Raw genomic sequence first — 25,214 nt, forward strand, 5'->3', positions numbered from 1 at the left:
CAAATTGCCGACCCAGACCCATGAACGCAGACGCCCTCTCCACTCTTCACGACCACTTGCTGGCGGCACTGACAACACCTCCCGCCGAAACCCGCCGCCTGTTCCACGGCCGCGGCCGTTGCTGGCCGGGGCTCGAGCAACTGACCGTCGACTGGTTGCAGGGCGTGGTGCTGGTGTCGCTGTTCAAGGAACCGGAACAAGCGCAACTGGACGCCTTGAAGCAGCTGTTGCTTGAGCTCACACAGTCACCGGCATGGGCGCAATCGGGCGCGCATACCTTGCTGCTGCAACACCGCTACCTGCTGCAAAGCACCACCGAATGGCTACTGGGGGACGTCATCGAGGAAATGACCATCACCGAGGGCGGCCTGAAGTATCGCGTGGACCTGGGGCGCAAACAGAACACAGGGCTGTTCCTCGACATGCGCTATGGCCGCGACTGGGTGCGGGCAGAAGCCCTGGGCAAACGCGTGTTGAACCTGTTCGCCTACACCTGCGGCTTCTCGGTGGCGGCCATCGAAGGCGGCGCAACCCACGTGGTCAACCTGGACATGTCCAGCCCGGCGCTGAGCCGCGGGCGCGACAATCACCGGCTCAACGGGCATGACCTGGGCAAGGTGACCTTTCTCGGCCACGACCTGTTCAAGTCCTGGGGCAAAGTCATCGGCAAGGGCCCTTACGACCTGGTGATCATCGACCCGCCGTCCTTCCAGAAAGGCAGTTTCCTGCTGACCAAGGACTACCAACGGGTGCTGCGTCGCCTGCCGGAACTGCTCGGCCCCCAAGGCACGGTATTGGCCTGCATGAACGACCCGGCCTTCGGTGCGGACTTCCTCATCGACGGCGTGACCCGCGAAGCGCCGAGCCTGCGCTTTGAACGGCGACTGGACAATCCGCCGGAGTTCCCGGATGCCGATGTGGAGTGTGGGTTGAAGGCGTTGGTGTTTACCCTGGCGGATTGAGCACCAGCGCAAACAACTCACCGTGCCCGTTCACGTTGAGCTTGTGGTAGAGATTGCGCCGGTGCACCTTCACCGTCTCCGGGGAAATGCCCATCTGCTGGGCGATGGCCTTGCTGGAGAAACCCTGGAGGATCAGGCGCGCGGTTTCGATTTCGCGCACCGACAGGCGAGCATCGAAGCGATCGAGCAAGGTCGCCAGGTCCCCGGCTACAGCTTCGACAGCCGGGCCTTCCGGCGGTAGCAATTGCAGGTGCCGACGCATCGCCGCCAGCACCCAGTCGCGCACGCACAGCAAGCTGCCCTGCTCTTGCAGGGTGAAGCGTGTCGCGCGTCCCAGGGACAACCCGAGGACGGCGCCGTCGACGTTGACCATGAACTGCAACTCGTCCCCGCCCACCACCGTGCGAAAGTAGCTCAGGTAGTACTCGCTCTGCTGGAACTGGTCGGGGGCCACCGAATCGAGGCTGTGCAGGCCATCGGCGATGCCGGCGCAAACCGCCAGGTAAAACGGGTCGAGCAGGTACATGCCGGCGCGGTAGTCCGCCAGTTCTTCGTGCTCATCGCCGCTGCCTGTGGAGTCAAAATCGATCAGCAGGCGCGGCACCCTTCCCGGTCGCAGCACCGCGACCAGGGCGTTGTCCAGCGGCACCAGCAAGCGCAGGGTGTCGACCAGCGCACGCCAGAACCCGTCCTGGCCGATCGCGCCAAATACCCGTGCCAATCCCTGGTGCAGCGGTAACTCTTTCAACAACGCGTCCACGCACTACCCCTTTTGAGTAACCCATGATGGGAATGGGTATCGGCCACTCCGCTCGATACGCTGCACACTCCTGATCATCACCGGCCTGCAGCAGGCCAGGAGTGCCGCATCATGAGTGGTCACCGCTCGTATTTCAATCTGGGGCTGGGCACCTACCTGGTGGCCTCGCTGTCAGCGGTTGCCGCCGATGGCCCGACGGTGCACGTGTACAACTGGTATGACTACATCGGCCCCACCACCCTGCATGATTTCAAGCGGGACACCGGAATCCAGCCGGTCTACGACACCTTCGACAGTGCCGAAGTCCTCGAAGGCAAACTGCTGACCAGCCGCAGCGGCTACGACGTGGTGGTGGCCAGCAACTTCAGTTTGCCGACTCTGATCAAGGCCGGCGCCCTCGCCCCGCTGCCCCACGCGCAGATGCCGGACTTCAAGAACATGGACACCGACCTGCTGGCGAAACTGGCCAACAACGATCCGGGCAACCAGTACGCCGTGCCGTATCTGTGGGGCACCAACGGCATCGGCTATAACGTGGACAAAGTGCGCGCTACTTTGGGCGATAAGGCGCCGGTGGATTCCTGGGACCTGGTGTTCAAGGAAGAGAACCTGGCCAAACTCGGCGAATGCGGCGTGGCGATGCTCGACTCGCCCGCGGAAATGCTGCCGGTCGCCCTGCACTACCTGGGCCTGCCGCCCAACAGCACCAATCCCGAGGATTACAGGAAGGCCGAAACGCTACTGCTCAAGTTGCGTCCGCACATCGCCTACTTCAATTCCTCGAAGTTCATCAGTGACCTGTCCAACGGCAACATCTGCGTCGCCGTGGGTTGGTCCGGCGCGATGCTCGAAGCCAAGGCCACCGCCGAGCAGGCCGGCAATGGCGTGAAGATCGCCTACAGCTTGCCCAAGGAAGGCGCGCCGGTGTGGTTCGACACGCTGGTGTTGCTCAAGGACGCACCACATCCGCAACAGGGCCTGGCCTTCATCGACTACCTGATGCGCGCCGAGGTCATCGCCCCGGTCACTAATCACCTCAACTACCCCAACGGCAACCGCAACGCGACCGCGCTGGTGGCCGAAGCGACACGCACCAATCCTGCTGTTTACCCGTCAGCCGAGGCTCTTGCCACGTTGTTCACCCTGCAACCCCTACCGCCGGCCACCGAGCGTGTGCGTACGCGGATCTGGAGCAAGGTCAAGAACGGCCAGTAGACACACCGCATCCCCCTGTAGGAGTGAGCCTGCTCGCGATAGCGGTGGGTCAAATTGCAACATTGTGGGATCTGCTGGCCCTATCGCGAGCAGGCTCACTCCTACAGGGGATGCGGTGCTCACAAAAGCATTTTTCCACCACGAATCGAAGACGAGAGAACCGATGAAACCACGTGCCCGCGATCTCAATATCCAATTTGGCCAGCTGCAACCTGGCCCCCTCAATGCCATCACCGATGTACCCGGCGTGCGGGTCGGCCACAGCGATGTGCGCGGTCGCACCGCCAAGGGTCGCGATATCCTGACCGGGGTGACCGTGATCGAACCCCGTGCCGGTTCCACCAGCCAGCAACCCTGTTTTGCCGGGGTCCATGTGCTCAATGGCAATGGCGATGCCACGGGTCTGGAGTGGATTCGCGAGGCCGGTTTGCTGACCAGCCCGATCGCCTTCACCAACACCCATAGCCTGGGCGTGGTGCGCGATGCCTTGATCGTGCAGGACCGCGAGCAGCAACCGGACGACGGGCGGCTCTACTGGAACATGCCAGTGGTGCTGGAGACCTTCGACGGCTTGCTCAATGACATCAACGGCTTCCACGTGAAGCCCGAGCATGTCGCCCAGGCCCTGCGCGCGGCGACAGGCGGCCCGGTAGCCGAAGGCAATGTCGGCGGCGGCAGCGGCATGATCTGTCACGAGTTCAAGGGCGGCATCGGCACCGCTTCGCGACGCCTGGACAGTGCCCAGGGCGGCTGGACGGTTGGCGCGATTGTCCAGGCCAACCATGGCATCCGCAATGAGTTGCGCGTCGATGGCTACCCGGTCGGGCGCTACATGCAGCAGGTCGACTCACCGTTTCTCAAGGCTTCACTGCCGCACCCGGGCATGGGTTCGATCGTGGTGTGCCTGGCCACCGATGCGCCTTTGCTGCCACACCAATGCACGCGCCTGGCACAGCGCGCCAGCCTCGGCCTGGCCCGCACCGGCGGCGGCAATGAAGACCACAGCGGCGACATCTTCATCGCTTTCGCCACCGGCAACCAGCATGTACCGCCAGCGGCTTACGAGAGCAAAAAAGCGCCGACCTGCGACAACCTGAGCATGGTCAATAACGATCACATCAGCGAATTGTTCCTGGCGGCCACCGAGGCCGTTGAAGAAGCCATCATCAACGCCTTGCTCGCCGCCGAAACGACGGAAGGTAACGGCCACGCGGTGCCGGGGCTGGATGCCGAAACGCTGCTGGAGGCCCTGAACCAGGCCGGTTGGCCCGGGGAGCGCAATCGCAGAAGCTGACACTTGTGGGGGGATTCGACTAGTGGTACTTGAGACCGAACCCCCATCTTCCTACGATGGAGTTGCGCAGCCGCTTGCTTGTCCAAGCCGTTGCGTAGGTGGTGAGTGCATTGAACCCCTATCAAGCTCACCGCCTGCTTCATGCGCATCTTGAGCCTCAATGGCTCCACTTCTCCCCATCAAAGAGCTTTGAGGCTCTTTTTTAACTGCGCGAAAACCAGACACTGAAAGCCCGGCACCTGGCCGGGCTTTGTGCTTTCTACACGCCAACCCAAAATCCCCTGTAGGAGTGAGCCTGCTCGCGATGGCGGTATTACATTCAACATCATTGTTGACTGCCCTGGCGCCATCGCGAGCAGGCTCACTCCTACAATTTAACCGCGTTTCTCCAAGCGCTCACGGACAAACTCATCGGCCTTGCGCGTCAGCTGGTCCAGATGCCGGTCACGTTGTTTTTCAGCATCGAGCATCGCCCGCTTGCCGTGCTTTTGCAGCAGGTAGGTATGAATCTGCCGTACCTCCAGCGAGCTGTAGATCGGCGCCACATCCAGCAGCGCCCTCAAGCCGTCGCTGGCGTGATCGCGGGTGTTCATCAGCACCTGGGTGGCGCGCGCGCCCACCACCTCAAAGCCCATCGACTCAAAGTACGGCACCTTGGCCACGGCGCAAGCCAGCTCGGCATGCGGGTAACGGCCGACCATCTCGCGCAGCATCCTGCGCGCAATCCCTTGTCGCCGATGTCCGGCATCCACGGCCATATAGGCCACGCTGCACGCGTCAGGATCGTCCTTGACCGGCAGGTACAACAGGAAACCTGCGACCTTGTCCGGATCGTCCAGATCCGTGGCGACGATCAACTCCACCTCAATGCCTTTCGTCCCGTTCAAGGCCTCCAGATACAGGTGCACTTCATAACCGATCGCGTACTGGTAGACGTTGTACAACAGGTTGCTCGGCGCGATGGAGACCATGCTGATGTCGGTCAGGTTATCGACCACCATCTGCAGGATCTGACTGTTGACCGACTCGGGGCACGGGGTTTTGTAGTGGGTGATCTGGGGCATTGCTGGGATTGACTCCGGGAAATGGGCGCGACTGCCTATCATAGCGTGCCGGAGCGGGTTACTCGCCTGTGATCGTTCCCAGGATCTGCGTGTGAATTCAATCCCGGTGTAGCGCCCCGCCCGCCATCAGCAGAACCGACAGCACCTTGTGCACATAACGGCGTTTGGCCATTGGTGAAAGTAACCCAATGAAACAAGGACATTTTCCCCGTTAATGAGGAATTTCACCCACCGGCGACTGATGCACCACTGAAACACCCTGAAACAACTTACTAATTAATCACAAATTTTTTTCCCACTTTTGACATGGCCCGTCTGTTGCACCAGCCCTTGCACCGCAGCAGTCGTCCCCCACTCGGGGACGTGGGTTTCGCCAATTTGGCATGCGTAAGGGGAAACCAAATGAAAAATGCACCACCCGCATTTCGTTCCTTGAGCTACTTACGGAGGTCGAGTGTGGCCTCCCTGATGCTGATCAGCGCCAGCCTCGCCACCGTCAGCGCAGCCCCGCTGGACGATGAAAGCCAACCGCCACCGACCGACCCCTCGGCCTACTACAATCCTCCAGCCGATCCGATCGCCGCCGCGGCAGCGCTCGAAGCCCTGAAAACCATGCCCGAGACCAACCAGGGCGCATTGGCCCTGCCCAACGGCGCGTATGGCGACCGCAACACACCGCGTGCCGACAACGTGCTGCCACCGAGCTTGCAGACCTCGTTCAATTACCCCACCAACGGCAAACCCAGCCCTTTGTACGGCGCTCAACCGTTCACCCAGCAATTGCTGCTGTTCGAGGAATTCGGCACGGAAAAACTCGACCCGACGATCCCGGCCCCACCCCTGACCTTCCCCGTACCCACTGTCGGCCCGGCGCCGGCCCAGGACCCCAACAGCATTGCTCGCAGCGCCCCGTCGGGTTCGGCGCTGGATGCGTTCATGCGCCAGCCCGGCCTGTTCCCGTTTCCGTCGCAGTTCTCCAATGTGCTGGACCGCAACCCGTGGAAGGCGCAGATCGAAGCCTTCCTCAACCGCCAACCCGTGGGCTCGCCGGCCGAGGGGCGGCCACCGGGAAAAGGCTGGTCGCACCAGCGCTGGAACGAGTTCTACCCGCAGGTCGCGTACAAGACTGTGCAAGTCGGCGCGCGGGTCAATACCGGCATGCGCGACCGCCGGCAACTGCACAACTACGCCGTCGGTGAGTTCGGCCCCGGCGGACTCTACTACCAGACCTCGGACATCCCGACCACGACCGGCACGACCAAAGGCATCGACACCCGCTTCCATCCGAATTTCCCGCTGCAAAATCACAATGCGCTATGGACCTTCGACGGCACCTTCCCGGCCAAACTGCTGATGGTCCGCTATGGCCAGCCGGTGCTGATGCGTCACTACAATGCCTTGCCGATCGACCCTGCGGCCAACATGGGTTTCGGCCTGCACACCATCAGCACCCACGAGCACAACGGCCACTCCCCGGCTGAAAGCGACGGCTACACCAATGCGTTTTTCTTCCCCGGGCAGTACTACGACTATCGCTGGCCGCTGCAACTGGCCGGTTACGACACCATCAACACCAAGGCCGAAGACCCGCGCGCGGCGTTCCCTTGCGCACCGGGCGAGAAGCTGTTCGTCAACGACGCCAGCCCAGGCCTGAAGACCTGTGAAAACGGCACGATCAAGATCCGTGGCGACTGGCGCGAAACCATGAGCACCCACTGGTTCCACGACCACATGCTCGATTTCACCGCGCAGAACGTCTACAAGGGCAACGCGGTGATGATGAACTACTACAGCGCCCTGGACCGCGGCAACGAAGCGATCGAAGACGGCGTCAACCTGCGCCTGCCCAGCGGTTCGGCCATGCCATGGGGCAACCGCGACTACGACGTCAACCTGGTGGTCGCCGACAAGGCCTGGGACGCAAACGGCCAGCTGTGGTTCAACCCGTTCAACACCGACGGCTTCCTCGGCGATCAGATCCTGGTCAACTGGCAGTACGAGCCACGCCTGAAAGTACGCGCCCGCAGTTACCGCTTCCGCATTCTCAACGGCTCGGTGTCGCGCTACTTCCGCATCGCCCTGGTGCGTGAAATCGCCGGCAACGGTGGTGAGTTCCCAGGGCCTTCCGGTTCCGGGGTGTCCTACAGCCGGGTGCCGTTCCACCTGATCGGCAACGACGGCAACATCATGGAACACGCCGTGCCGTTCGACGGCAGCATGGACCTGGACGGTGATGGCGATAAACAGAACCACAACGGCATCCTGCCGACCCAGGGCATCGCCGAGCGCTTCGACATCATCGTCAACTTCGCGAAAAACGGGATCAAGACCGGCGACAAGCTGTACTTCGTCAACCTGATGGAACACAAGACCGGCAAGGGTCCGGAGAAGAATGTCCTGAGCCTGGCCGATGTGCTGTCCGAGAAGTACAAGGCGGTGATCAAACAGGGCAGCAAAGGACCGGAATGGGACAAGGGCGACCCGGTGGTGGGCAAGTTCATGCAAATGATCGTGCAGCCCTACACCGGCCAGGACCTGAGCATGGACCCGGTCGCTTATGAACCGGCCAAACCGGGCAAACCGGCGGGCAAGAAAATGATCCCGCTGACCCTCGATCGCGATAACGCCGCCGACCTTGCCAAAATCAAAGTGGCGCGGCATCGCGAGTTCATTTTCGGCCGTTCCGACGGCACCGACGAAGCGCCGTGGACGATCAAGACCGACGGCGGTTTTGGCTACGACATGGACGCTCGGCGCATCAGTGCCGCGGCGCAGTTGTCCACCGGCCCGACCGATGGCGGCTACAGCGGCGACGGTACGCTGGAGGTGTGGAAAATCAAGAACGGCGGCAACGGCTGGAACCACCCGGTGCACGTGCATTTCGAAGAAGGCATTATCCTCAGCCGCGACGGCAAGGCGCCACCGGAATGGGAAAAATGGGCGCGCAAGGACGTGTATCGCATCGGCGAAGGCATCGACAGTTCGGTGGACGTGGAAATGGCGATCCGCTTCCGCGAATTCGCCGGGACCTACATGGAGCACTGCCACAACACCCAGCACGAGGACACCTCGATGTTGCTGCGCTGGGATATCGAGCATCCAGGGCAGTTCCAGCTGATGCCGACACCCCTGCCCGGCTGGGACGGTGTCACCTATGTGGCTTCCGCAGCGCTGCCGACTTTCCGTACACCGGGCAACGGTGATGGCAACGGTGACGATGACGAAAACCAGAACCAGAAACCGGTCGCCAACCCCGACAGCGCCGCCAGCAGCAACGGCCAGCCGGTGACCATCAACGTGTTGGCCAACGACACCGACCCGGACGGTAACCTGCCGCTCAAAGTGGTGGGCCTGAGCCAGCCGGACTCCGGCCAGGGCGTGGTCAGCACCGACGGTGTGCGCGTGATCTACACACCACCGGCCAGCATCACCGCACCGTTCACCGCAGCCTTCACCTATCAAGCCAGCGACGCGAAGAACGCGGTGTCGGAACCGGCAACGGTGTCCGTGGCGGTGACGCCGGCACCGACGGTCAACGAAGAGCTGGTGGCGACCAGTGCGACTGTCACGGTGCGCAGCAACAATCGCTACACCTGGGACCTGGCCGGGACTACGTCCAAGGGCACGGGCAACACGTTGGCGGTGACCGTCACCACCACCGCCGGCCCGCTCAGCCTCGGTAACGCGATCCTCACGCCAACCGGCTCCGGAGCGCGCTGGAGGGTGTCGGTGAGTACCACCGGCGCCGGCCCGACACCGAGCCCGACCGCGACCATACGTTCGGTCTTCGGGCAGACAGTTACGGTGCCGATAGTGGCGCACTGAAGCGCTTGGTGCCCGGTCCACGCCATGTGGACCGGGCGCCGCACAACCAAGCCATCAACCGATCTTGTTCACGCCCTGCATACTCGCTAGCGCTGTGGCGCGACCATGCGAAACTGGATATTGATGTCGTTGGAAACAAAACTGTCGGCCCACTCCCCCTCGCCGATCTTGAAGTCATTGCGCTTGAGCGTCAGCTCGCCGACGAAGATCCCGACACCGCCGTCGGCCTTGAGCAGAACCGGCACATCCACCTTGCGTGTCAGGCCTCGCAGCGTCAGATTGCCGGTAATCAGGTAGCGGTCGTTGGCGAGGTCCTTGACGCGCGTTGATTCGAAGGTGGCCTGCGGATAGCGCTCGGTATCGAACCAGGCAGGCTTTTGCAGCTCGGTATTGGCGTCGTCACTACCGGCGTCGATGCTGGTCAGATCGATGGTCAAGTTGGCGTGGGCTGCCTCGGGGTGGGCGGTATCGAAATCAAGGTCCCCGACGAATTCCTTGAAAGTGCCAAAGGCTCGCGTGCCCATCTGGTTGTAGGTGAACCTGATGGTGCTGGCCTTGGCATTCACATCCGAGTATTCAACTGCACCACCCTGCACAGGAACGCCCAACGCAAGCAGGGCGACCAGGGATATGAAACGCAGGAATCGAGGGTTCATGGAACACTCCGGGCCGGGGCGCCCTCATGGGAAAGTGTCGAACACACGCAAGCCAGCAGTAGGAGGACTAAAGCAAAGAACGGCCGTTTATTCCACTGGCGGCACGGATTTGCGACCATCTGTTGCAGAAGCTGGCTTGCCTGCGAAGGCGATTTCAGGCCTCACGCTGCCACGCCCGCTGCAACAGATCGATGACCTCTTTGTCCGACGTTTGGGAAAAATCCATGTACCAATGCCCGATCGACGTAAACCAATCGGGCATGATCGGACACACCAGCTCATCGACTTCACGGCGCAACGACTCGACCGTTTCAACCGGCGCCAACGGCACTGCCACTACGATGCGCGCCGGCGTCTGCCCACGCACCGCCCGCACCGCCGCCAGCATCGAGGCCCCTGTCGCCAACCCGTCGTCGATCAGAATCACCACCTGGTCCTTGAGCTGCACCGGCGCCCGCGAGCCTCGGTAAACCTGCTCGCGACGCAACAGCTCCCTGGTTTCCCGGGCGACCACGGCCTCGAACGCGGCTTTGTCAATGGGGTGTGCCCGCAGCGCCTGCTCATTGCGAATTTCGATACCGCCACTGGCAATGGCGCCCATGGCGTACTCCGGGTGGGACGGAACACCCAGCTTGCGCACCAGCATCAGGTCCAGGCGCAGACCGAGCGCCGTGGCCACTTCATAGGCCACCGGCACCCCGCCCCTGGGCAAGGCCAGGACAATCACATCGGCGCGTTGGGCATAGGGAAGCAGCGGCTCCACCAGGCGTCGACCGGCGTCGGTGCGGTCGCGCAGGAGGGTTTGCGATGAGTGATTCATTTGAAACCTCCCCAGGCGATCAACGCCTGTCGGTTCGCATCACATCATCAATTGTCGGTTCGACGGTGAGGGTCAGCAAGCTCGATCACGAGGACAATGCTCAACCGCAATTCCTTGTGGGAGCGAGGCTTGCCCGCGAAGACGGCCCCACAGCCGACGAGGCTCTCACGGCTGTACCCCATCCACTGTAGGAGCCAGGCTTGCCGGCGAAGGCCGTCTCACAGCCGACCAATTCTCTTTCAGGCGTACATATCCATTCCTGCGGTAACGGCCACCTAGGGTTTCGCCCTTACGGCGAGTCACTTGGAAAAACGGAACGCCGCCCGGCCCTAAGTAACCAAGGGCTCTTGCCCCTGGCGTTCGGTGCCTCGCTAGGGCTCGGCATGCCCTCGCTCCGGTCCTGCTCCGTGGGCCCGCCGCGATGGGCCATCCTTGGCCCAGCGTGGCTAAACCGGCATCCTTGCCGGTTTAGCCACTGCGCAGAACCTCCACTCGGCCTCTCGATGGGGCAAGAAAATCAAAAGCCAGATCAAGATCAAACGCGCAAGCGAGGCGGCCTTAAAGCCGACCTGATCTTTGCCGATACACCAATCCCCTGTAGGAGCCAGGCTTGCCGGCGAACCAGGCGCTGCGGTGTATCTGTTGTACCGCGTTATCGTTCTTCGCCGGCAAGCCTGGCTCCTACAGGGAATTACGTACGGCTCCCAATTAGGTCGGCTTTAAGGCCGCCTCGCTTTGGCTTTTGATCTGGGTGCCCCGTTAACCACGATGGCCGAACGCAGGCATTGCGCAGTGGGTAAACCGGCAGGACGCCGGTTTAGCCGCGCTGGGCCATGGATGGCCCATCGCGGCGACCCACGGAGCAATGCCGGAGAGAGGGCATGCCGAGCCCTAGCGAGGCACCGAGTGGTGGGGCAAAGCCTTTTGGTTCCTTTTTGGCGTTTGAAAAAGGGACTCGCCGTAAGGGCGAAACCATAAGCCGCGGTTACCGTAGCAATGGATATGTACTCAGACAACAATCGCCCACAGACGTTGACGTTGACGGACAGGCTCAGCGTGTGAGGTGGCAAGAAAATCAAATTCAAAAGCCACAGCCACAGCCACAGCCACAGCAAAAAAGAGGCGGCCGACCGGCCGGCCTAGTCGAGTTGTTGTACGCATTTCCCCCGCAAGAGCTGCCGAAGGCAGCGATCTCGGCGCCGGCCCTCCCTACACCAACCGCTCAATCTTCTGATGCTGCCACACCAGCTTGTAGTACAGCGTCTGCAACGCCAGCATCCCCAGATACGCCACCGGAAACGCCATCCACACCCCTTGCAACCCAAACCGCGCATCCAGCAAATACGCCACCGGCAACTGAACCCCCACCACGCACACAATCGAAATCGCCACCGGCACCATCACCGTGCCGCTGGCGCGCATGATGCCGCCGATGATCGCCTGGAAGCCAAACACCAACAGGCTCCAGAGCATGATGTGCAGCAAGTGCTCGGCCATGCTGCGCGTCGCGTCCTCGGTGAGGAACGACCCCAGCAACCAGTGCGACAGCAAATACCCCAACACCACCAGCCCACCAGTCAGGCACACGTTGATCATCAACCCCGTGCGCAGGATCGGCCCGATCCGCTCGATGCGCCCGGCCCCGATCGCCTGCGCGCCGAGGATCGACGCCGTGATCGCGATCGACAGCGCCGGGAACTGCACATAGTTGACGATCTGCGTCACCGCGCCGTATGCCGCCGTCGCCTGGGAGCCGTGCTGGTTCACCAGCGCCAGGATCACCAGCTCCGACAGCGACAACACCACCATCTGCAACCCGGTGGGCAAGCCGATGCGCAACACCTTGCCGAGGATCGCCATGTCCAGCCTCATCGCCGCGAAAAACTCCCGGTCCGGCGCCAATGGATGGCCCTTGCGAATCAAACGCCACGCCAGCCACCCCATCGCCGCCAGGTTCCCCGCCAACCCGGCAAACGCCGCGCTCTGAATCCCCATCGGCGGCAACCCCAACCACCCGCGAATCAACGCCGGCGTCAGCGCCAGGCCGATACAGGTCGACACCACCAACGCCAACAACGGCGACAACGTATCACTCACCCCGCGCAGCAACTGCGTGAACAACACAAACACCAACAACGTCGGCATGAACCACAACATCACATGGGCATACGCCACCGCATCGTCCAGCACATCCCCCGGCGTCCCCAACCCCACCAAGGACGATCGCGCAAACACACTCCCCACCACCGCCGCCACCAACCCGATCAACAACCCCAACAACAACGTCGACCCGGCAATGGCCTTCACCAAATGCGTCTCCCGCGCCCCCCAGGCTTGCCCGATCAACACCCCAGCGCCAGCGCCGAGACCAATGACCAGAGCGATGAAGAAGAACACGATGGGGAACATGCCGGACACGGCCGCCAGGGCCTGGGTGCCGAGCATCTGGCCGATGTAGATACTGTTCACGGTGCCGGACATGGATTGCAGGAAATTGGACAGCACCATGGGGGCGAGGAACAGCAGGTAGGTTTTCCAGAGGGCGCGTTGCGGTTGGGCTGGGGTTTGCATTGGGCAGAGGTCCATCTCGACGGCGGGCGTGTTGAATGAGGATAGCTTCGGTGGCTGAAACCAACGGGCGATGACCATCTCAGGTCTGTGTTTGGAATGCCAGCGCAGTAATGTGAATGGCCTGGGGTTTATCGATACAGATCCTACAAGAAGTTCGGAAGTGCTCACCTACTCCGCTGATCCCGAAGCCGCCTTTAGTCAGCCCCGTCGCCCAAATGGCGATTCGACTGCACAGGGGACAGCTTTATTTTTCAAAACGAAGAAGCTGACTAAATAAATCTGTCCCCTGCGTCTCGAAATAAATCTGTCCCCTGCGTCTCCGGAACCGACTTCAATCCGACTAAGTTAAAACGCGGCAGTCTCCGTCGAAACTAGCAGTTCTGATAGTAGGCAATGGCTGAATTAGGAGCGATGATGGGGAACAGTTTTTTGGACTTCACTCGGAGCTCACCCGATGTCTTCTCAATCACGCAGAACGATACTGCTGGCAACCGATCAACAGCAGTCGGTGTTGAACGTCCTCGACGCAAATCAGCCCAACCCCATTGCCTTCACACCCTACGGCCACCGTCCACGAGAAAGCGGTTTGCTCAGCCTTCTCGGGTTTAATGGCGAACTGCCGGACCCGCTGACCGGGCATTATCATTTGGGGAAAGGGTATCGGCAATTCAATCCGGTGTTGATGCGGTACAACAGCCCGGATAGTTTGAGTCCGTTTGGAAAGGGGGGAATAAATGCCTACGTTTATTGCCTCGCAGACCCTATAAACAGTAAGGATCCAACAGGGCATGCATTGGTGAAATCACTCATGGATAACCTTGGAGCAATTGGTGCGCACACCGAAGACGCATTGAGAGCGGCAAAACAAAATCTTGGCGGTGGAAAAAACTTAAGGGAAATAGCAAAATCTGTCAAAATGGATCCCGAAGTTTTTTTGGTGAATCACGCGACTAGCAGGGCAGCGCAGGTAGTATCAAGCAACATAGATACATTCATTACAGATATACCGACTCTAAAAACGGAAGCCATGGTAGTTAGTACCCGGGAGCTCGTTAAATATTCCCTACGGGAACAGGGCAGTATCCTGTATGACCTTGCTCAGAAAAAATCCATTTTAACCCCAAGCAACAAAATTCGCATGCAAGAATCATTTAAAATGATGGATGATTTTCATCACGGCGCTATCAGTAAAATTTCCAGTGAACAAATTGCGCGAATCAAGGCTATGCCTGCTCCACAACTACAAAAAAACCAAAATGACATTCGAAAACGTTAACCTCAAAAAATGTACAACCTAAATAGAGCGAGAACAAAGGTACAACGTACAAAGGCCGGCTAGGTGATTCTCAGATTTTTTAGGGCTCGGGCAACAAAGGAGACACCCATTAGCCGGTCTCAAGTCAAGGCTAAAAGCCAACTCGCCCTGCAGGACGTGCAGTTCGGCACGGCGAATGGTGCGGTGCAGGATGTGCGCGCTGTGCCGCCGCACCAGGGTGTCGCGTTCGCCGCGAAGATCAGTCGGCGCACCCCGCTCGGGTAACGCAAGGCGAATTCTTGCGCCAACGCACCGCCCCAACTCACACCGAACACATCGGCCTGCTCGATTCCCAATTGCTTAAGCATTTCGTCAAACAGGTCGGCATGGCGCGGCAGACGCATCGGCCAGCGGGGCATTTGCGATATGCCGACCCTGGGCACGCCAGCGTAATGGTCCTGTAGTTCGGGAACCGTAGATAACAAAAAACCCGCACCAGGCGGGTTTTTTGTGTGCTCTCAGGTGTGCTTGGCATCACCTGAAAACGAAAGGTGGTGCCCAGAGACGGAATCGAACCGCCGACACGGGGATTTTCAATCCCCTGCTCTACCGACTGAGCTATCTGGGCCGCGGCGCAATTAAACGTTCTTTACTGCTGTGGCGTCAAGCACGAAATCAAAAAAACTTAACGAATACCTATACTTACGATGGCCCTCATATTCCCACACAGAGAAATAGGTTATTTTCAGGTTTGACATGCCGGCTACCTCAGCCGGGTCATGGGAGGATTCGAGAAAAAAGGACTGATCGTCAGGACTCGCTCGGCAAGCGATGCCCGAGCCTCACAAATCCAGCTCACCGGCCCTGGTCGCACGGTGCTGGCCTCCCTGGAGCAAGCCGCTCGTGAGGAAGTCGTGAAGATGCTGCAACGCTTACCGGAATCACAGCAAGAGCAATTGACCCAAGCCATGACACGGATACAGACGCTGTTGGGCGGCAGCGATCGCTCCTACCTTCTGCGCGATCCTCGAGCCGGTGACATGGGGATTGTCGTTCAGCAGCAAGCTGAACTGTATGCACGCGAATACGGTTGGAATTCAGAGTTCGAAGCGCTGGTGGCGGAAATCGTTGCCAGGTACCTTCGTGAGTTCGACTCGTCCTGCGAGCGCTGCTGGATCGCAGAAAAAGAGGGCAAGGTCATCGGTTCGGTTTTTGTCGTCAGGCATGACGAGACAACCGCCAAGCTGCGGATGCTGTACGTAGATGCGAGCGCCAGAGGCATGGGAATCGGCAATCGGTTGCTGGAAGAGAGCCTTAGATTTGCACGTCATGCTGGATACACGAGCATGATCCTCTGGACGACCAGCGTGCTTTGCGATGCTCGAAAACTGTATCAGAAGGCAGGCTTTCAACTGGTCGAAGAGGAACAGGTCCACAGCTTCGGAAAAGACCTCGTCAGCCAGACCTGGGCTCGGGATTTGTAATAGCGTTGACCGCACTGGAAGGCCCACAAAAGGTGCAGTTTTTTCAACCGCCCCCTGTGTCCCTGTTGTCTTCGAAACAGGCAAGGTTGCAGATCACAAAACCGTGGCGTCCCCCATCCCATCGCACAGAGAATCGTCATGTCGATCCGCCCTTTCACGCTTGCCATTACCCCTGAGCAGCTCGAGGACCTCGATCGACGCCTGCGCGCTTCACGCTTTCCAGACACCTTGGCGGCGGACAGTTGGGATGACGGTACTAGCGCGAATTTTCTTGCACGCCTCCTGGATTATTGGCGCAACCAATTTGATTGGCGCGTTCATGAACAGCGAATAAACCGGTTGCCACAGTTCCTGGCGGAAATTGACGGCGAGCAGATTCACTTTCTGCACCAGCGGGGGATTGGGCCCAAGGCTATGCCGCTGATCATTACCCACGGCTGGCCGGGCTCTTTCCTGGAGATGGAACGGCTCCTTGCACTTCTGACCGATCCTGCGAAATACGGGGGCGATGCTTCAGACGCCTTTGATGTAGTCGTGCCCTCTCTACCCGGCTACGGTTGCTCTCCTGCTCCGACCAAAGCGGGTATCAGCTCCAGACAAATCGCCGGACTCTGGGCATCGTTGATGGGTGAGCTGGGCTACGATCGATTTGGCGCTCAGGGAGGCGATATCGGTGCGGGTGTATCGATGTGGCTCGCTCGTAACTTCAGCCCCAAGTTGATAGGTGCCCATCTCAATTACATCCCGGGTAGTTTCAGGCCACCTCTTGGGCGAGCCCAAGACGCCATGAGCGAAGCAGAACAGGATTTTCTGAATCGAAGCGGCCAATTTGCGGCGACCGAAGGTGCTTACGCGGCTTTGCACGCGACTAAACCACAAACCCTGGCTTTCGCACTTGCAGACTCGCCAGCGGGCCTTGCTGCCTGGATTGTCGAAAAATTCCAAGCATGGGTAGATCATCCCGACGATCTTGAACAAGTGGTGCCGTTTGACGTGCTCCTCAGCGACATAGCGCTTTACTGGTTCAGCGGGAGCATTCAAGCAACCTTGCGGCTATACAAGGAAAATCGACTTGATCCACTAGTTTTCCAGGACAACGAGCGAGTGGAAACTCCGTTGGGCGTGGCGTTGTTTCCCAAAGAGCTGCCCATGCCACCACGCAGCTGGGTCGAGCGCGTGTTTGATGTCCACCGTTGGGAGCATATGCCGCGTGGTGGTCATTTCGCAGCGCTGGAGCAGCCCGAAATCCTGGCTGAAGAGGTCAGGGCATTCTTCAGGCCTTTGAGGGGTTAGATCCAACCATTCGGCCCCCCTCCCCCCTAAGACGCCAGATTTTTTTCCCTGCGCATCTGGCTAACCAGCGTAAACCTGTCCTGAGGGTGGGTGGTTTCCGACACCACCATCACAGCCCCCTCCTCGTCACGATACTGGCGAACAATGTTCAAACCCGGGGAGCCGGCCTCAGCGTTGAGGCTCTTTGAAATCTCGGGTGACAGCAGTACCGCGCGTACCTGCTGATCCACCACATCGATGTGTCGACCAAAGTGCTGCTCGATCAACGCGGCAATCAGCTCGTCGGGATGCTGCTCGGCCAGTTCGATGACCTCTGAGTAGATGTCCTGGGCATAAACGTCAGTCCAGCATAGCGGTGCCCGCAGGTTCTGCTGATCGACCCGAATGCTGGACACGCAAAAGTAATGCTCGCCGGGTTCCAGGCCCAATCGCTTGGCCAGCGCGATGTCGGCCACGAAGTGCTGCACGCTCTGGATACTGCGCACCTGGGTTTCAGCCAGATGTACAAGGTCCGATACCGACGCCAGCGACTGCGAATAGCCGCCCTTGGGGGTGGCAGATTCAACCCGGGTTCCCACCCTTTTGCGTCGTGAAACCAGCCCCTGGTTCTGCAATTGGGTGATGGCGGCACGCACGGTGTGGCGGCTCACGTCATACAGCTCGCACAGCTCGAACTCCGTGGGCAGCAAGGTCCCGACCGGAAATCTCCCGCTGGAAATCCCTTCCATCAAGTCTTTTGCAACGACCGCATAGCGCGTCTGGTTCATACCTTTCATCAGTCCCGAGCTTCACCTGAGTTGACAGTGTACCAGTGAGGGCGTAATTATTATGTACGGACATATTTAATATGTCCGATCAATAACAAACATATCAGGATTACCCCATGTCCAGCACCGTCTTCGATTCCGCCCTCTTTCGCGACATGTTCGGCACCGCCGAGATGCGCGGTGTGTTTTCCGACAAAGCCCTGATCGAACGCTACATCGAGGTGGAAGTGGCATTGGCCCGCGCCGAAGCGCGCTGTGGCGTAATCCCGAGCCAGGCCGCCGAACAGATCGCTGAACTTGCAACCTATGCCTCCCTCGACCTGTCGCTGATGCAGCACGAAACCGAAATCGTCGGTTACCCGATCCTGCCGTTGGTTGAACAACTGTCGAAAACCTGTGGCGAAGCCGGGCGCTATGTCCATTGGGGTGCTACCACCCAGGACATCATGGACACCGCCGTCGTCCTGCAAGTGCGCGCGGCACTGCAACTGGTCGAGCGTGACATCCAGGCCGTACGTGGCTTGCTGGCCGATCTTGCCAAGCGCTATCGCGACACGCCGATGGCTGGCCGTACCCACCTGCAACATGCCCTGCCCATCACCTTCGGCTACAAATGTGCGGTGTGGTTGAGCATGTTCGACCGCCACGCCGAACGCCTGGTGGAGCTGCGTCCGCGGGTGGAAATCGGTCAGTTCGCCGGCGCCGCAGGCACACTGGCGTCACTGGGTGACAAAGGCCTGGAAGTCCAGGAAGCGTTGATGGCCGAACTGGGCCTGGGCGTGCCGCAAGCCACGTGGCATGTCGCCCGTGACGGCCTGGCGGAAACCCTGAACTTCCTCGGACTGGTCACCGGCTCCCTGGGCAAAGTCGCCCTGGACGTCATGATGATGATGACCAGCGAGCTGGGCGAAGTGTACGAACCGTTCGTCAAGGGACGGGGTGCCAGCAGTACCATGCCGCAGAAACGCAACCCGATTTCCTGTGAGTTGATGTACGCCGCAGCCAAAGGTGTGCGCCAGCACGCGGGCCTGATGCTCGATGCAATGATTCAGGACTTCGAACGCTCGACCGGCCCTTGGCAAGCCGAATGGATCGCCATTCCTGAAGCGTTCGCCTTGAGCGCCGCCTCGCTCGGCCAAGCCAAATTCATGCTCGCAGGCCTGGAAGTACGCACCGAGCGCATGCGCAAGAACCTTGATATGACCCAGGGCCTGATCGTGGCTGAAGCGGTGATGATGGGCCTGGCACCGGCCCTGGGCCGTCAGGTTGCGCATGACGTGGTGTATGCCGCCTGCCGCCTGGCGAACGATGAAGGCACCAGCCTGCTCGATGCGTTGCTCGCTCAGGGTGAAGCCACGGCGCAACTGGATATCGAGGAACTCAAGCGCCTTACCGACCCGTCCAACTATCTGGGTCTTGCCCCGCAAATGGTGGATATCGCCCTGTCTCGCGAGGGCTCCGTCAAGCGCTAATCCCACGGGGCTCGGCCATGGGTCGAGCCCTTCTGCACTTTGCTCGCCAATAAAAACAACGAGATCGCAGACATGACCACTGTTAACAAAAAGCCGTTCTACAAAGACCTGACCTTTCAAGTCATCGCCGCCATGGTGCTGGGCATTGCCTTCGGCTTCCTGGCCCCGGAGTTGGCTGCCAAATTCAAGATTCTCGGCGATATCTTTCTCAAGCTGATCAAGACGGCCGTTGCACCCCTGGTGTTTTTCACCGTAGTCCATGGCATCGCCTCGGCTGGCGACATCAAGCGGGTCGGCAAGGTCGGCTTGCGTGCACTGATCTATTTCGAGATCGTCTCGACCATTGCCCTGGCCATCGGCCTGCTGTGGGGCAACCTGCTGAACATCGGCTCGGGCATGCATGACGCACACCCCAGCAGCGCCACCGCCGCAGCCGCCAGTGCAGCCGTCGCCAAGGGCCACGCGCCGGCGTCGACCATGGATTTCATCTACGGGATTTTTCCGGACAACTTCGTCGGCGCCTTCGCCGGTGGCCAGTTGCTGCAAGTGCTGGTGATCTCGGTACTGTTCGGTTTTGCCTTGCTGGCCCTCAAGCCCGAGCGCCGCAGCGTGATCGAGGACGGCTTGAGCCGGGTCTCCGAATGCTTCTTCGAGTTCATCAACCTGATCATGAAGTTCGCCCCGCTTGGCGCCTTCGGCTCGGTGGCCTACGCCGTCGGCAGCAATGGCAGCGCCGTGCTGATGTCGCTGGCCAACCTGGTGCTGATGTTCTACGTCTGCGTCGCCTTCTTCATCTTCGTGGTGCTGGGCGCGGTCTGCCGCATTTCAGGCTTCAGCCTGTGGCGCTTCCTCAAGTACATCAAGGATGAGATCTTCATCGTACTCGGCACCGCCTCCTCGGAAAGCGCCCTGCCACGCCTGCTGCAAAAACTGGAGAAATTCGGCTGCTCCAAGCAGAGCGTCGGCCTGGTCCTGCCGACCGGTTATGCCTTCAACCTGGACGGCACCTCCATCTACATGTCGCTCTGCGTGCTGTTCATCGCCAATGCCTACGGCGTACCGATGAGCTGGGAGCAACAGTTGGGCACCATCGCCATCATGCTGGTGACGTCCAAAGGCGCGGCAGCCGTCTCCGGTGGCAGTTTCGTGGTGTTCGCCGCCACGGTGACCGCCATTGGCGTATTGCCGGTGGAAGGCCTCGCCCTGCTGTTTGGCGTGTACCGTTTCATGTCCATGGCCATCGCCACCTGCAACACCATCGGCAACAGCGTGGCGACGGTGGTGGTTTCCAAATGGTCGGGGGAATTCACCGAGCAGACTGCCAAGGCTGAATACAACCGGGTGTTTGGGCGGAATCTGGAGGCTGCGCTTTAATCGATCGATGGTCTGTCGATGGGAAGTGAAATCTTCCTGGAATGGTTGAAACACGCTGACTGTAAAGGGCCCTCAAAGGGCCCTTTATTTGCTAAAAAACGAAGGTAAGACTACATAAATCTTTCCCCCCGTTCCTGTAGTCAGGCGAATTAGCTGGAGGCGTTGCAATGACAACAATCGATGTGAAATCCCGATTCGAAGCAAAGCTCCTTCGTCCGGCAAAGCCTGGCGGTGATACGCCGTGGGCGTTCGTGGTACTGCCAAGAGACGTGAGTGAACAGCTTCCGAGGCGAGGAAGGACGACCGTTGACGGCACAATCAATGGGCACCCTTTCCAGGCAACCCTTGAGCCGGATGGCAAGCTGAGCCATTGGCTGCAGGTCGGTCGCGAGTTGCTCGAAGCCGCAGGCGCGGCCGTTGGGGATGTCGTTACGCTAGAGCTGACACCTGTGAAGAAGGAACCTGAGCCTGACATCCCAGCCGATTTTCAGGAGGTACTGGCAGCCACGCCTGAGGCTCATGAAGTCTGGAAGAATACGACGACCCTCGCACGGGTAGACTGGATACACTGGATTACTTCAGCCAAGCAACTCAAGACGCGCGCAAAACGTATTGGTGATGCCTGCGATATGCTTGCGTCCGGTAAGAAGCAGGTTTGCTGTTTCGACCAGTCCGGCTACTACAGCAAGGCCTTCCGGGCGCCCGAGGCAGAAGATTTTTAAAGGGAGCATTGCGTTGAATGCGCCTGACAAGGCGGCCAAATCGTTCGTTACGTTCACCGGGTCCGGCTAAAGACGGGCTTTTAGCTTGATTGATATGTATGTCTGCAAAGGGTTGTTTTCTACCCATCGCGACAGGCAGCAATCGGCCAAAAGCGGTCACTGGAGAGCGCCGCTTTCAGTCGATAAATGAAATGTGCAGTCTCAGATGTATCGGCTGTGTCGCTCAATCAGCAATTGTCTGTCGTGAAATGCCATCCAAGGCATTAGTGAGTCGAACGCCGCATCGCGTGTTCGCGGATCAATCCAACCGTCGTCCTCGCTGATTGCCTCGAGCATGGTTCGCATTACATATTCGACCGAAGTTGGTCCGGTGATGATAGTCCCGCTCTTCATTTGCTCGACGAGGCGGGTTTTGAGTTCAGCGTGATCCCGACAAGTACCTCCTAGCCCCAGGTTTGCCGCCATGTAAGGTGCATACCCACGATCCCCCTCAAGCAAGCAGAGCAGTGTCCGATACAACCCCATACAAACGTCCAGACTAAAATGCGCCCGACTACAACGTTCTGCGTTGTTGTAGAACCCCTGCAGTCGACTTAACGTCTGAAAGAGCCCAAGGCTGCGGAAGGCCTCTCCAAGCATCAGATGCACGCTTCGGACTTCCTTCGATATCCAGGCACTGTTCCAGGTCTCTTCGATCTGTGCCATCTCGTCTCGCGTTGCTTTTGGATGCAACCAACGCTGCGAACGCGTGAAGCGGTTTATGCAAACCCATTTCCCGATGGCGGGTAAAAGTTCGTTATGAATCCAGGTGTAGCTTTCATCACAGGCCCATGCGGCCCGGCGATCCGAGCGACCATCAAGAAAGGATGGATCCCAAAGAATCGCTATTTCGTTCTCGCCACAAAGCTCGGGGATGCTTACACCCCAGAAAATGCCCCTGTAGCCCAACTCACATTGTGGCATCAGCCGATCCCGCGCCTCGTGAAAAATATGCCATTGGGTTGAGCCTTCACGTACGTCATGGTGATTTGCGAACGCGAGGATCCAGTCCCAGGCCCACCTATCCACTTTGCAGAGTGCTACCTGTGGCCCGTTCCAATTCACGACCGGAAAACCTATTGATCCCCACTCAGTCTCTTGCTGCTGCAGTGCATTGAGGTACGCATCAGAAAGCGCATCCGAAGCCGTGATGATCTGCTTCAGAGCCTCAGGAGGAATAATGAACCGGCAATGATTGAGCTCGATGATTTCGCCAGCTTTGTCCCCAACCAGGGGACCCTTGACGAATGGCCTTGCATCAGACGACACGGGGCTTCCAGAATGTCCCAGCAAGTTCTTCAGCATCCACCTCTGGTCCAGAACCACGTCCACACCCGCAGTGTCAGGGAGTTTTAGCGAAATGATGGCAGAGCCTGGGTACTGAAACTTCCTGCCCACGGGTAGCAGCGCCGAAATTTCGATCCAAGGCCTCCTCATGAACCAGCTTTGGTCATTGGCGTGGTAGGTAACCAGTTCCTCGTTCGCGCCTCGATCCTGCCCGATAAAGTCACGGGCCAGCTCGGATACGTGTGGCCGTGAATCTTCAAGCGCCTGAAGCAACGAATCGTGAAAAGCCACTCGACGCATCCAATCCGCCCCCCATCGCGCCGCCGCCATCTCACCGAAGAATCGACTGATCACGTCAGGAGCTGCTTGTAGCCTCTCCGATAGATGCTCGGCGGTCCAAAGATCCGCTTCGATCCCTCGGTTGGCCAGTTTTCTGCGAGCCTCAATCCACTCGTCACTTAAACCCTGCACACCACTTCGGGAAAGAACCAAGGTAAATGCCCGGGTGCTGCTGGCCCATCGCCCAGATAGAAAACGATCCACGGTGTCCTTTAGCACGCCAGGAGTGAATCGTTTCCAGCATTTGCATTCATAGACTCGCAGTGCGTCAGGGCGCGAACGGTGGAAGGCAAACAGATCGATTCCGTCCTGAGATTTTTTTCCCTGTTTGCCCAGCACTTGGCAGCCAACCAGGTCATGGTCCTTATTAAGCAGCCACCAACAGAGCTGCTCGAATTGCTCGCCGCTCATTTCGCTGAACGAAAATGGAGATGCCCCCAATGGAGCGTGCTGCGAATTTACGGTCGTTGGAGCCAGTTCATGCAGATGTACGCCCCATTGCTGGGGAAACATAGACGCGCCCGGTGTGTCCTGTTCCTGTGTGTCCAGCCCAGATTTTCCCCAGTCCACTTTCAAGTCCACTCCGACAAAAACGGCTTCACTGCCTGACACTTACAATGCCAGAGTCGGAGGGGATCTGCATGGGGATGATATTGGCTTGATCGCTTGGAAAGCACTCCCTTGGCTAATCTCGAATCAGGGTTAAATGTCACTGTTCTCATACAACTTCTGCTTCAGACGCCCTCCTTCACCAAATCCGGCTTCGCCCCAAAACGGCCAATTAGCACCAACAGAAACGGGCTGGAAGAAAGCTGCCAGATCTATATCTTTCAGGATCAAATTATTGGCTAGGCCCGGAATATGTCAGCGAGACACGCCCCTGAATTTCTAGGCAAATATGGGTGTCTGTTTTCGGCCGTTAGCTGCTCCTCGCGAAGGGCAGCTAAGGGTGAGATCTGCTCTTCACGACAGGCAACAATCGGCCAAAAGCAGTCTTCGGTTCACGAGCCTGCTCCCTCTGCGTTCAGGCTGGTTGCGCCTCCTGCTGTTGACCCGCTCGTCGAGGCTGATGACGAAAAGTTGATATGATAGCCATTTGCCGCTAAACATTAGGATTAGGATCCAAAATACAGGTGGTGAAATGACATCGAGATTTGTTGTCGTTCCGGCGATACCTACGGAGATGGGATCGATCCGTAGTGGTTCCCGCTTCTACTCCAGCACGGTGCCTTCTGGCTTCAACATTTACGACAACAAGGAAAAGTGTCGCCTGCCCCTTTCATTTTTAACGCGAGCGGAAGCAGAAACGGAATGTGAAGTGAAAAACTCCGAGCAGCTATTCAGTTCAATGTATTGATCGCTGCGCATTCCTCTGATTGTCCGCATTGAGTTGCTTGCAGCCCTTCGTGACAGGCAGCAATCGGCCGATTCCGTTGAAAAAGCCGGACGTGGGTTCCACGACAGAAAAGTACGCGTCTGAGATTGAAATCCTTATCTTCTGCAGAAGTTAACGGGCTTGGATTTCACGTAGCAACATGCGCACGGATCAGGCTATAGCCCAACGTGTTGGCATTGATGAGCCGCGAGAAAACTTGCTACCTGTTGACAAGCTGGCGGTCATTGGCGAGTTGCAGGGCCGCAACCACGTGGCGGGGATGGTCGGTGACGGGATAAACGCTGTACCGGCACTGGCGAAGTCGCAGATTGGTTTTGCCATGGCTGCCTCTGGTACGGGCACCGCCATTGAAACGGCTGATGTTGCGTTGATGGACGATGACCTAAGCAAGATTCCGCCCTTTGTTCGCCTGTCACGGCAGACCGCATCGATCCTCAAACAAAACATCAGATTCGCCCTAGGCATCAAAGCCGTGTTTCTGGTGATCACCTTGATGGGCTTGGCCACCATGTGGTTGGCGGTATTCGCCGACGGGGGAGTCAGCTTGTTGGTGGTGCTCAACGGACTTCGATTGCTGAAGTAGTAGAGTTGGAGGTCGCGATGAAGGAGGTTTTGCGTA

18 protein-coding genes, 1 tRNA gene and 2 pseudogenes are annotated in these 25,214 nt (G+C 59.0%); 12 read left to right on the forward strand and 9 right to left on the reverse strand.

The window, feature by feature from the left end; genetic code table 11:
* Positions 1-20: 20 nt before the first annotated feature.
* Positions 21-962 (forward strand): class I SAM-dependent methyltransferase, encoded by a 942-nt coding sequence (locus tag OH720_RS20715; protein WP_272602713.1) that lies wholly within the window; start codon positions 21-23, stop codon positions 960-962.
* Here the strand turns inward: OH720_RS20715 and OH720_RS20720 are convergent.
* Positions 946-1,722: a helix-turn-helix transcriptional regulator gene (locus OH720_RS20720; protein WP_272602714.1), complete on the reverse strand. Its 777-nt coding sequence runs from the start codon at positions 1,720-1,722 to the stop codon at positions 946-948. The genes OH720_RS20715 and OH720_RS20720 overlap by 17 nt on opposite strands.
* Positions 1,723-1,833: 111 nt before the next feature.
* Here OH720_RS20720 and OH720_RS20725 point away from each other — a divergent pair, with 111 nt between their 5' ends.
* Positions 1,834-2,937: a polyamine ABC transporter substrate-binding protein gene (locus OH720_RS20725; protein ID WP_272602715.1), complete on the forward strand. Its 1,104-nt coding sequence runs from the start codon at positions 1,834-1,836 to the stop codon at positions 2,935-2,937.
* Between the two features lie 163 nt (positions 2,938-3,100).
* The gene (locus tag OH720_RS20730) at positions 3,101-4,231 is read left to right on the forward strand and encodes a DmpA family aminopeptidase (protein ID WP_008054521.1); all 1,131 of its coding nucleotides are present in this window, start codon (positions 3,101-3,103) and stop codon (positions 4,229-4,231) included.
* Between the two features lie 374 nt (positions 4,232-4,605).
* Here OH720_RS20730 and OH720_RS20735 read toward each other — a convergent pair whose 3' ends face one another.
* Positions 4,606-5,295 carry a GNAT family N-acetyltransferase gene (locus tag OH720_RS20735; RefSeq protein ID WP_272602716.1) on the reverse strand — a complete coding sequence of 230 codons (690 nt, stop codon included), beginning with the start codon at positions 5,293-5,295 and terminating at the stop codon, positions 4,606-4,608.
* 402 nt (positions 5,296-5,697) lie between these two features.
* On the opposite strand from OH720_RS20735, the gene OH720_RS20740 reads away from it, so the two are divergent.
* Positions 5,698-9,120: an Ig-like domain-containing protein gene (locus OH720_RS20740; RefSeq protein ID WP_272602717.1), complete on the forward strand. Its 3,423-nt coding sequence runs from the start codon at positions 5,698-5,700 to the stop codon at positions 9,118-9,120.
* 86 nt (positions 9,121-9,206) lie between these two features.
* Here the strand turns inward: OH720_RS20740 and OH720_RS20745 are convergent, their stop codons facing one another.
* Positions 9,207-9,776, reverse strand: coding sequence for a YceI family protein (locus tag OH720_RS20745; protein ID WP_272602718.1), 570 nt, complete (start codon positions 9,774-9,776; stop codon positions 9,207-9,209).
* Positions 9,777-9,930: 154 nt separating this feature from the next.
* Entirely contained in the window at positions 9,931-10,596 is a 666-nt protein-coding gene (locus OH720_RS20750) for a phosphoribosyltransferase (RefSeq protein WP_272602719.1), read from the reverse strand.
* Between OH720_RS20750 and OH720_RS20755 the strand changes: the two genes are divergently transcribed.
* Positions 10,584-10,787, forward strand: coding sequence for a hypothetical protein (locus OH720_RS20755; protein WP_272602720.1), 204 nt, complete (start codon positions 10,584-10,586; stop codon positions 10,785-10,787). The two genes, OH720_RS20750 and OH720_RS20755, sit on opposite strands and share 13 nt — an antisense overlap.
* Positions 10,788-11,805: 1,018 nt before the next feature.
* Here OH720_RS20755 and OH720_RS20760 read toward each other — a convergent pair.
* Entirely contained in the window at positions 11,806-13,167 is a 1,362-nt protein-coding gene (locus OH720_RS20760; RefSeq protein ID WP_272602721.1) for an MATE family efflux transporter, read from the reverse strand.
* A 454-nt stretch (positions 13,168-13,621) separates the two neighbouring features.
* On the opposite strand from OH720_RS20760, the gene OH720_RS20765 reads away from it, so the two are divergent.
* Positions 13,622-14,443, forward strand: coding sequence for an RHS repeat-associated core domain-containing protein (locus OH720_RS20765; RefSeq protein WP_272602722.1), 822 nt, complete (start codon positions 13,622-13,624; stop codon positions 14,441-14,443).
* Between the two features lie 119 nt (positions 14,444-14,562).
* Here the strand turns inward: OH720_RS20765 and OH720_RS20770 are convergent, their stop codons facing one another.
* Together OH720_RS20770 and OH720_RS20775 are read right to left on the reverse strand one after the other, a co-directional pair.
* Positions 14,563-14,841 (reverse strand): alpha/beta fold hydrolase, encoded by a 279-nt coding sequence (locus OH720_RS20770; protein WP_272602723.1) that lies wholly within the window; start codon positions 14,839-14,841, stop codon positions 14,563-14,565.
* Positions 14,842-14,974: 133 nt separating this feature from the next.
* Positions 14,975-15,050: transfer RNA gene (locus OH720_RS20775), tRNA-Phe, on the reverse strand.
* 130 nt (positions 15,051-15,180) lie between these two features.
* Between OH720_RS20775 and OH720_RS20780 the strand changes: the two are divergent.
* Positions 15,181-15,906: pseudogene (locus OH720_RS20780) on the forward strand (bifunctional helix-turn-helix transcriptional regulator/GNAT family N-acetyltransferase); the annotation flags it as partial.
* Positions 15,907-16,044: 138 nt separating this feature from the next.
* Positions 16,045-17,199: an epoxide hydrolase family protein gene (locus OH720_RS20785; protein ID WP_272602724.1), complete on the forward strand. Its 1,155-nt coding sequence runs from the start codon at positions 16,045-16,047 to the stop codon at positions 17,197-17,199.
* A 26-nt stretch (positions 17,200-17,225) separates the two neighbouring features.
* On the opposite strand, the gene OH720_RS20790 is transcribed toward OH720_RS20785, so the two are convergent.
* On the reverse strand, positions 17,226-17,966 hold the full coding sequence (locus OH720_RS20790) for a GntR family transcriptional regulator (protein WP_272602725.1): 741 nt from the start codon (positions 17,964-17,966) through the stop codon (positions 17,226-17,228).
* Between the two features lie 116 nt (positions 17,967-18,082).
* Here OH720_RS20790 and OH720_RS20795 point away from each other — a divergent pair, with 116 nt between their 5' ends.
* From OH720_RS20795 to OH720_RS20805, 3 genes are all read left to right on the forward strand, one after another.
* Positions 18,083-19,438: a class-II fumarase/aspartase family protein gene (locus OH720_RS20795; RefSeq protein ID WP_272602726.1), complete on the forward strand. Its 1,356-nt coding sequence runs from the start codon at positions 18,083-18,085 to the stop codon at positions 19,436-19,438.
* Positions 19,439-19,510: 72 nt separating this feature from the next.
* Positions 19,511-20,812 carry a C4-dicarboxylate transporter DctA gene (gene dctA, locus OH720_RS20800; RefSeq protein WP_180203359.1) on the forward strand — a complete coding sequence of 434 codons (1,302 nt, stop codon included), beginning with the start codon at positions 19,511-19,513 and terminating at the stop codon, positions 20,810-20,812.
* Between the two features lie 167 nt (positions 20,813-20,979).
* Entirely contained in the window at positions 20,980-21,534 is a 555-nt protein-coding gene (locus OH720_RS20805; RefSeq protein ID WP_272602727.1) for a YdeI/OmpD-associated family protein, read from the forward strand.
* Positions 21,535-21,735: 201 nt separating this feature from the next.
* On the opposite strand, the gene OH720_RS20810 is transcribed toward OH720_RS20805, so the two are convergent.
* A complete protein-coding gene (locus tag OH720_RS20810) occupies positions 21,736-23,775 on the reverse strand; it encodes a hypothetical protein (protein WP_272602728.1) in 2,040 nt (679 codons plus the stop codon).
* Positions 23,776-24,737: 962 nt separating this feature from the next.
* On the opposite strand from OH720_RS20810, the pseudogene OH720_RS20815 reads away from it, so the two are divergent.
* Positions 24,738-25,178 (forward strand): annotated as a pseudogene (locus tag OH720_RS20815) (HAD-IC family P-type ATPase); the annotation flags it as partial.
* Positions 25,179-25,214 lie beyond the last annotated feature (36 nt).

Source organism: Pseudomonas sp. WJP1, assembly GCF_028471945.1.
Taxonomy (GTDB): Bacteria; Pseudomonadota; Gammaproteobacteria; order Pseudomonadales; family Pseudomonadaceae; genus Aquipseudomonas.

Bases quoted from the DNA above. Each gene is read 5' to 3' on its own strand.
- OH720_RS20755 (WP_272602720.1), top strand. From the start codon at position 10,584: ATGAGTGATTCATTTGAAACCTCCCCAGGCGATCAACGCCTGTCGGTT.
- OH720_RS20740 (WP_272602717.1), top strand. From the start codon at position 5,698: ATGAAAAATGCACCACCCGCATTTCGTTCCTTGAGCTACTTACGGAGG.
- OH720_RS20765 (WP_272602722.1), top strand. From the start codon at position 13,622: ATGTCTTCTCAATCACGCAGAACGATACTGCTGGCAACCGATCAACAG.
- OH720_RS20785 (WP_272602724.1), top strand. From the start codon at position 16,045: ATGTCGATCCGCCCTTTCACGCTTGCCATTACCCCTGAGCAGCTCGAG.
- dctA (WP_180203359.1), top strand. From the start codon at position 19,511: ATGACCACTGTTAACAAAAAGCCGTTCTACAAAGACCTGACCTTTCAA.
- OH720_RS20730 (WP_008054521.1), top strand. From the start codon at position 3,101: ATGAAACCACGTGCCCGCGATCTCAATATCCAATTTGGCCAGCTGCAA.
- OH720_RS20760 (WP_272602721.1), bottom strand. From the start codon at position 13,167: ATGCAAACCCCAGCCCAACCGCAACGCGCCCTCTGGAAAACCTACCTG.
- OH720_RS20770 (WP_272602723.1), bottom strand. From the start codon at position 14,841: ATGCCCCGCTGGCCGATGCGTCTGCCGCGCCATGCCGACCTGTTTGAC.
- OH720_RS20790 (WP_272602725.1), bottom strand. From the start codon at position 17,966: ATGAACCAGACGCGCTATGCGGTCGTTGCAAAAGACTTGATGGAAGGG.
- OH720_RS20750 (WP_272602719.1), bottom strand. From the start codon at position 10,596: ATGAATCACTCATCGCAAACCCTCCTGCGCGACCGCACCGACGCCGGT.
- OH720_RS20715 (WP_272602713.1), top strand. From the start codon at position 21: ATGAACGCAGACGCCCTCTCCACTCTTCACGACCACTTGCTGGCGGCA.
- OH720_RS20795 (WP_272602726.1), top strand. From the start codon at position 18,083: ATGTCCAGCACCGTCTTCGATTCCGCCCTCTTTCGCGACATGTTCGGC.
- OH720_RS20735 (WP_272602716.1), bottom strand. From the start codon at position 5,295: ATGCCCCAGATCACCCACTACAAAACCCCGTGCCCCGAGTCGGTCAAC.
- OH720_RS20805 (WP_272602727.1), top strand. From the start codon at position 20,980: ATGACAACAATCGATGTGAAATCCCGATTCGAAGCAAAGCTCCTTCGT.
- OH720_RS20725 (WP_272602715.1), top strand. From the start codon at position 1,834: ATGAGTGGTCACCGCTCGTATTTCAATCTGGGGCTGGGCACCTACCTG.
- OH720_RS20745 (WP_272602718.1), bottom strand. From the start codon at position 9,776: ATGAACCCTCGATTCCTGCGTTTCATATCCCTGGTCGCCCTGCTTGCG.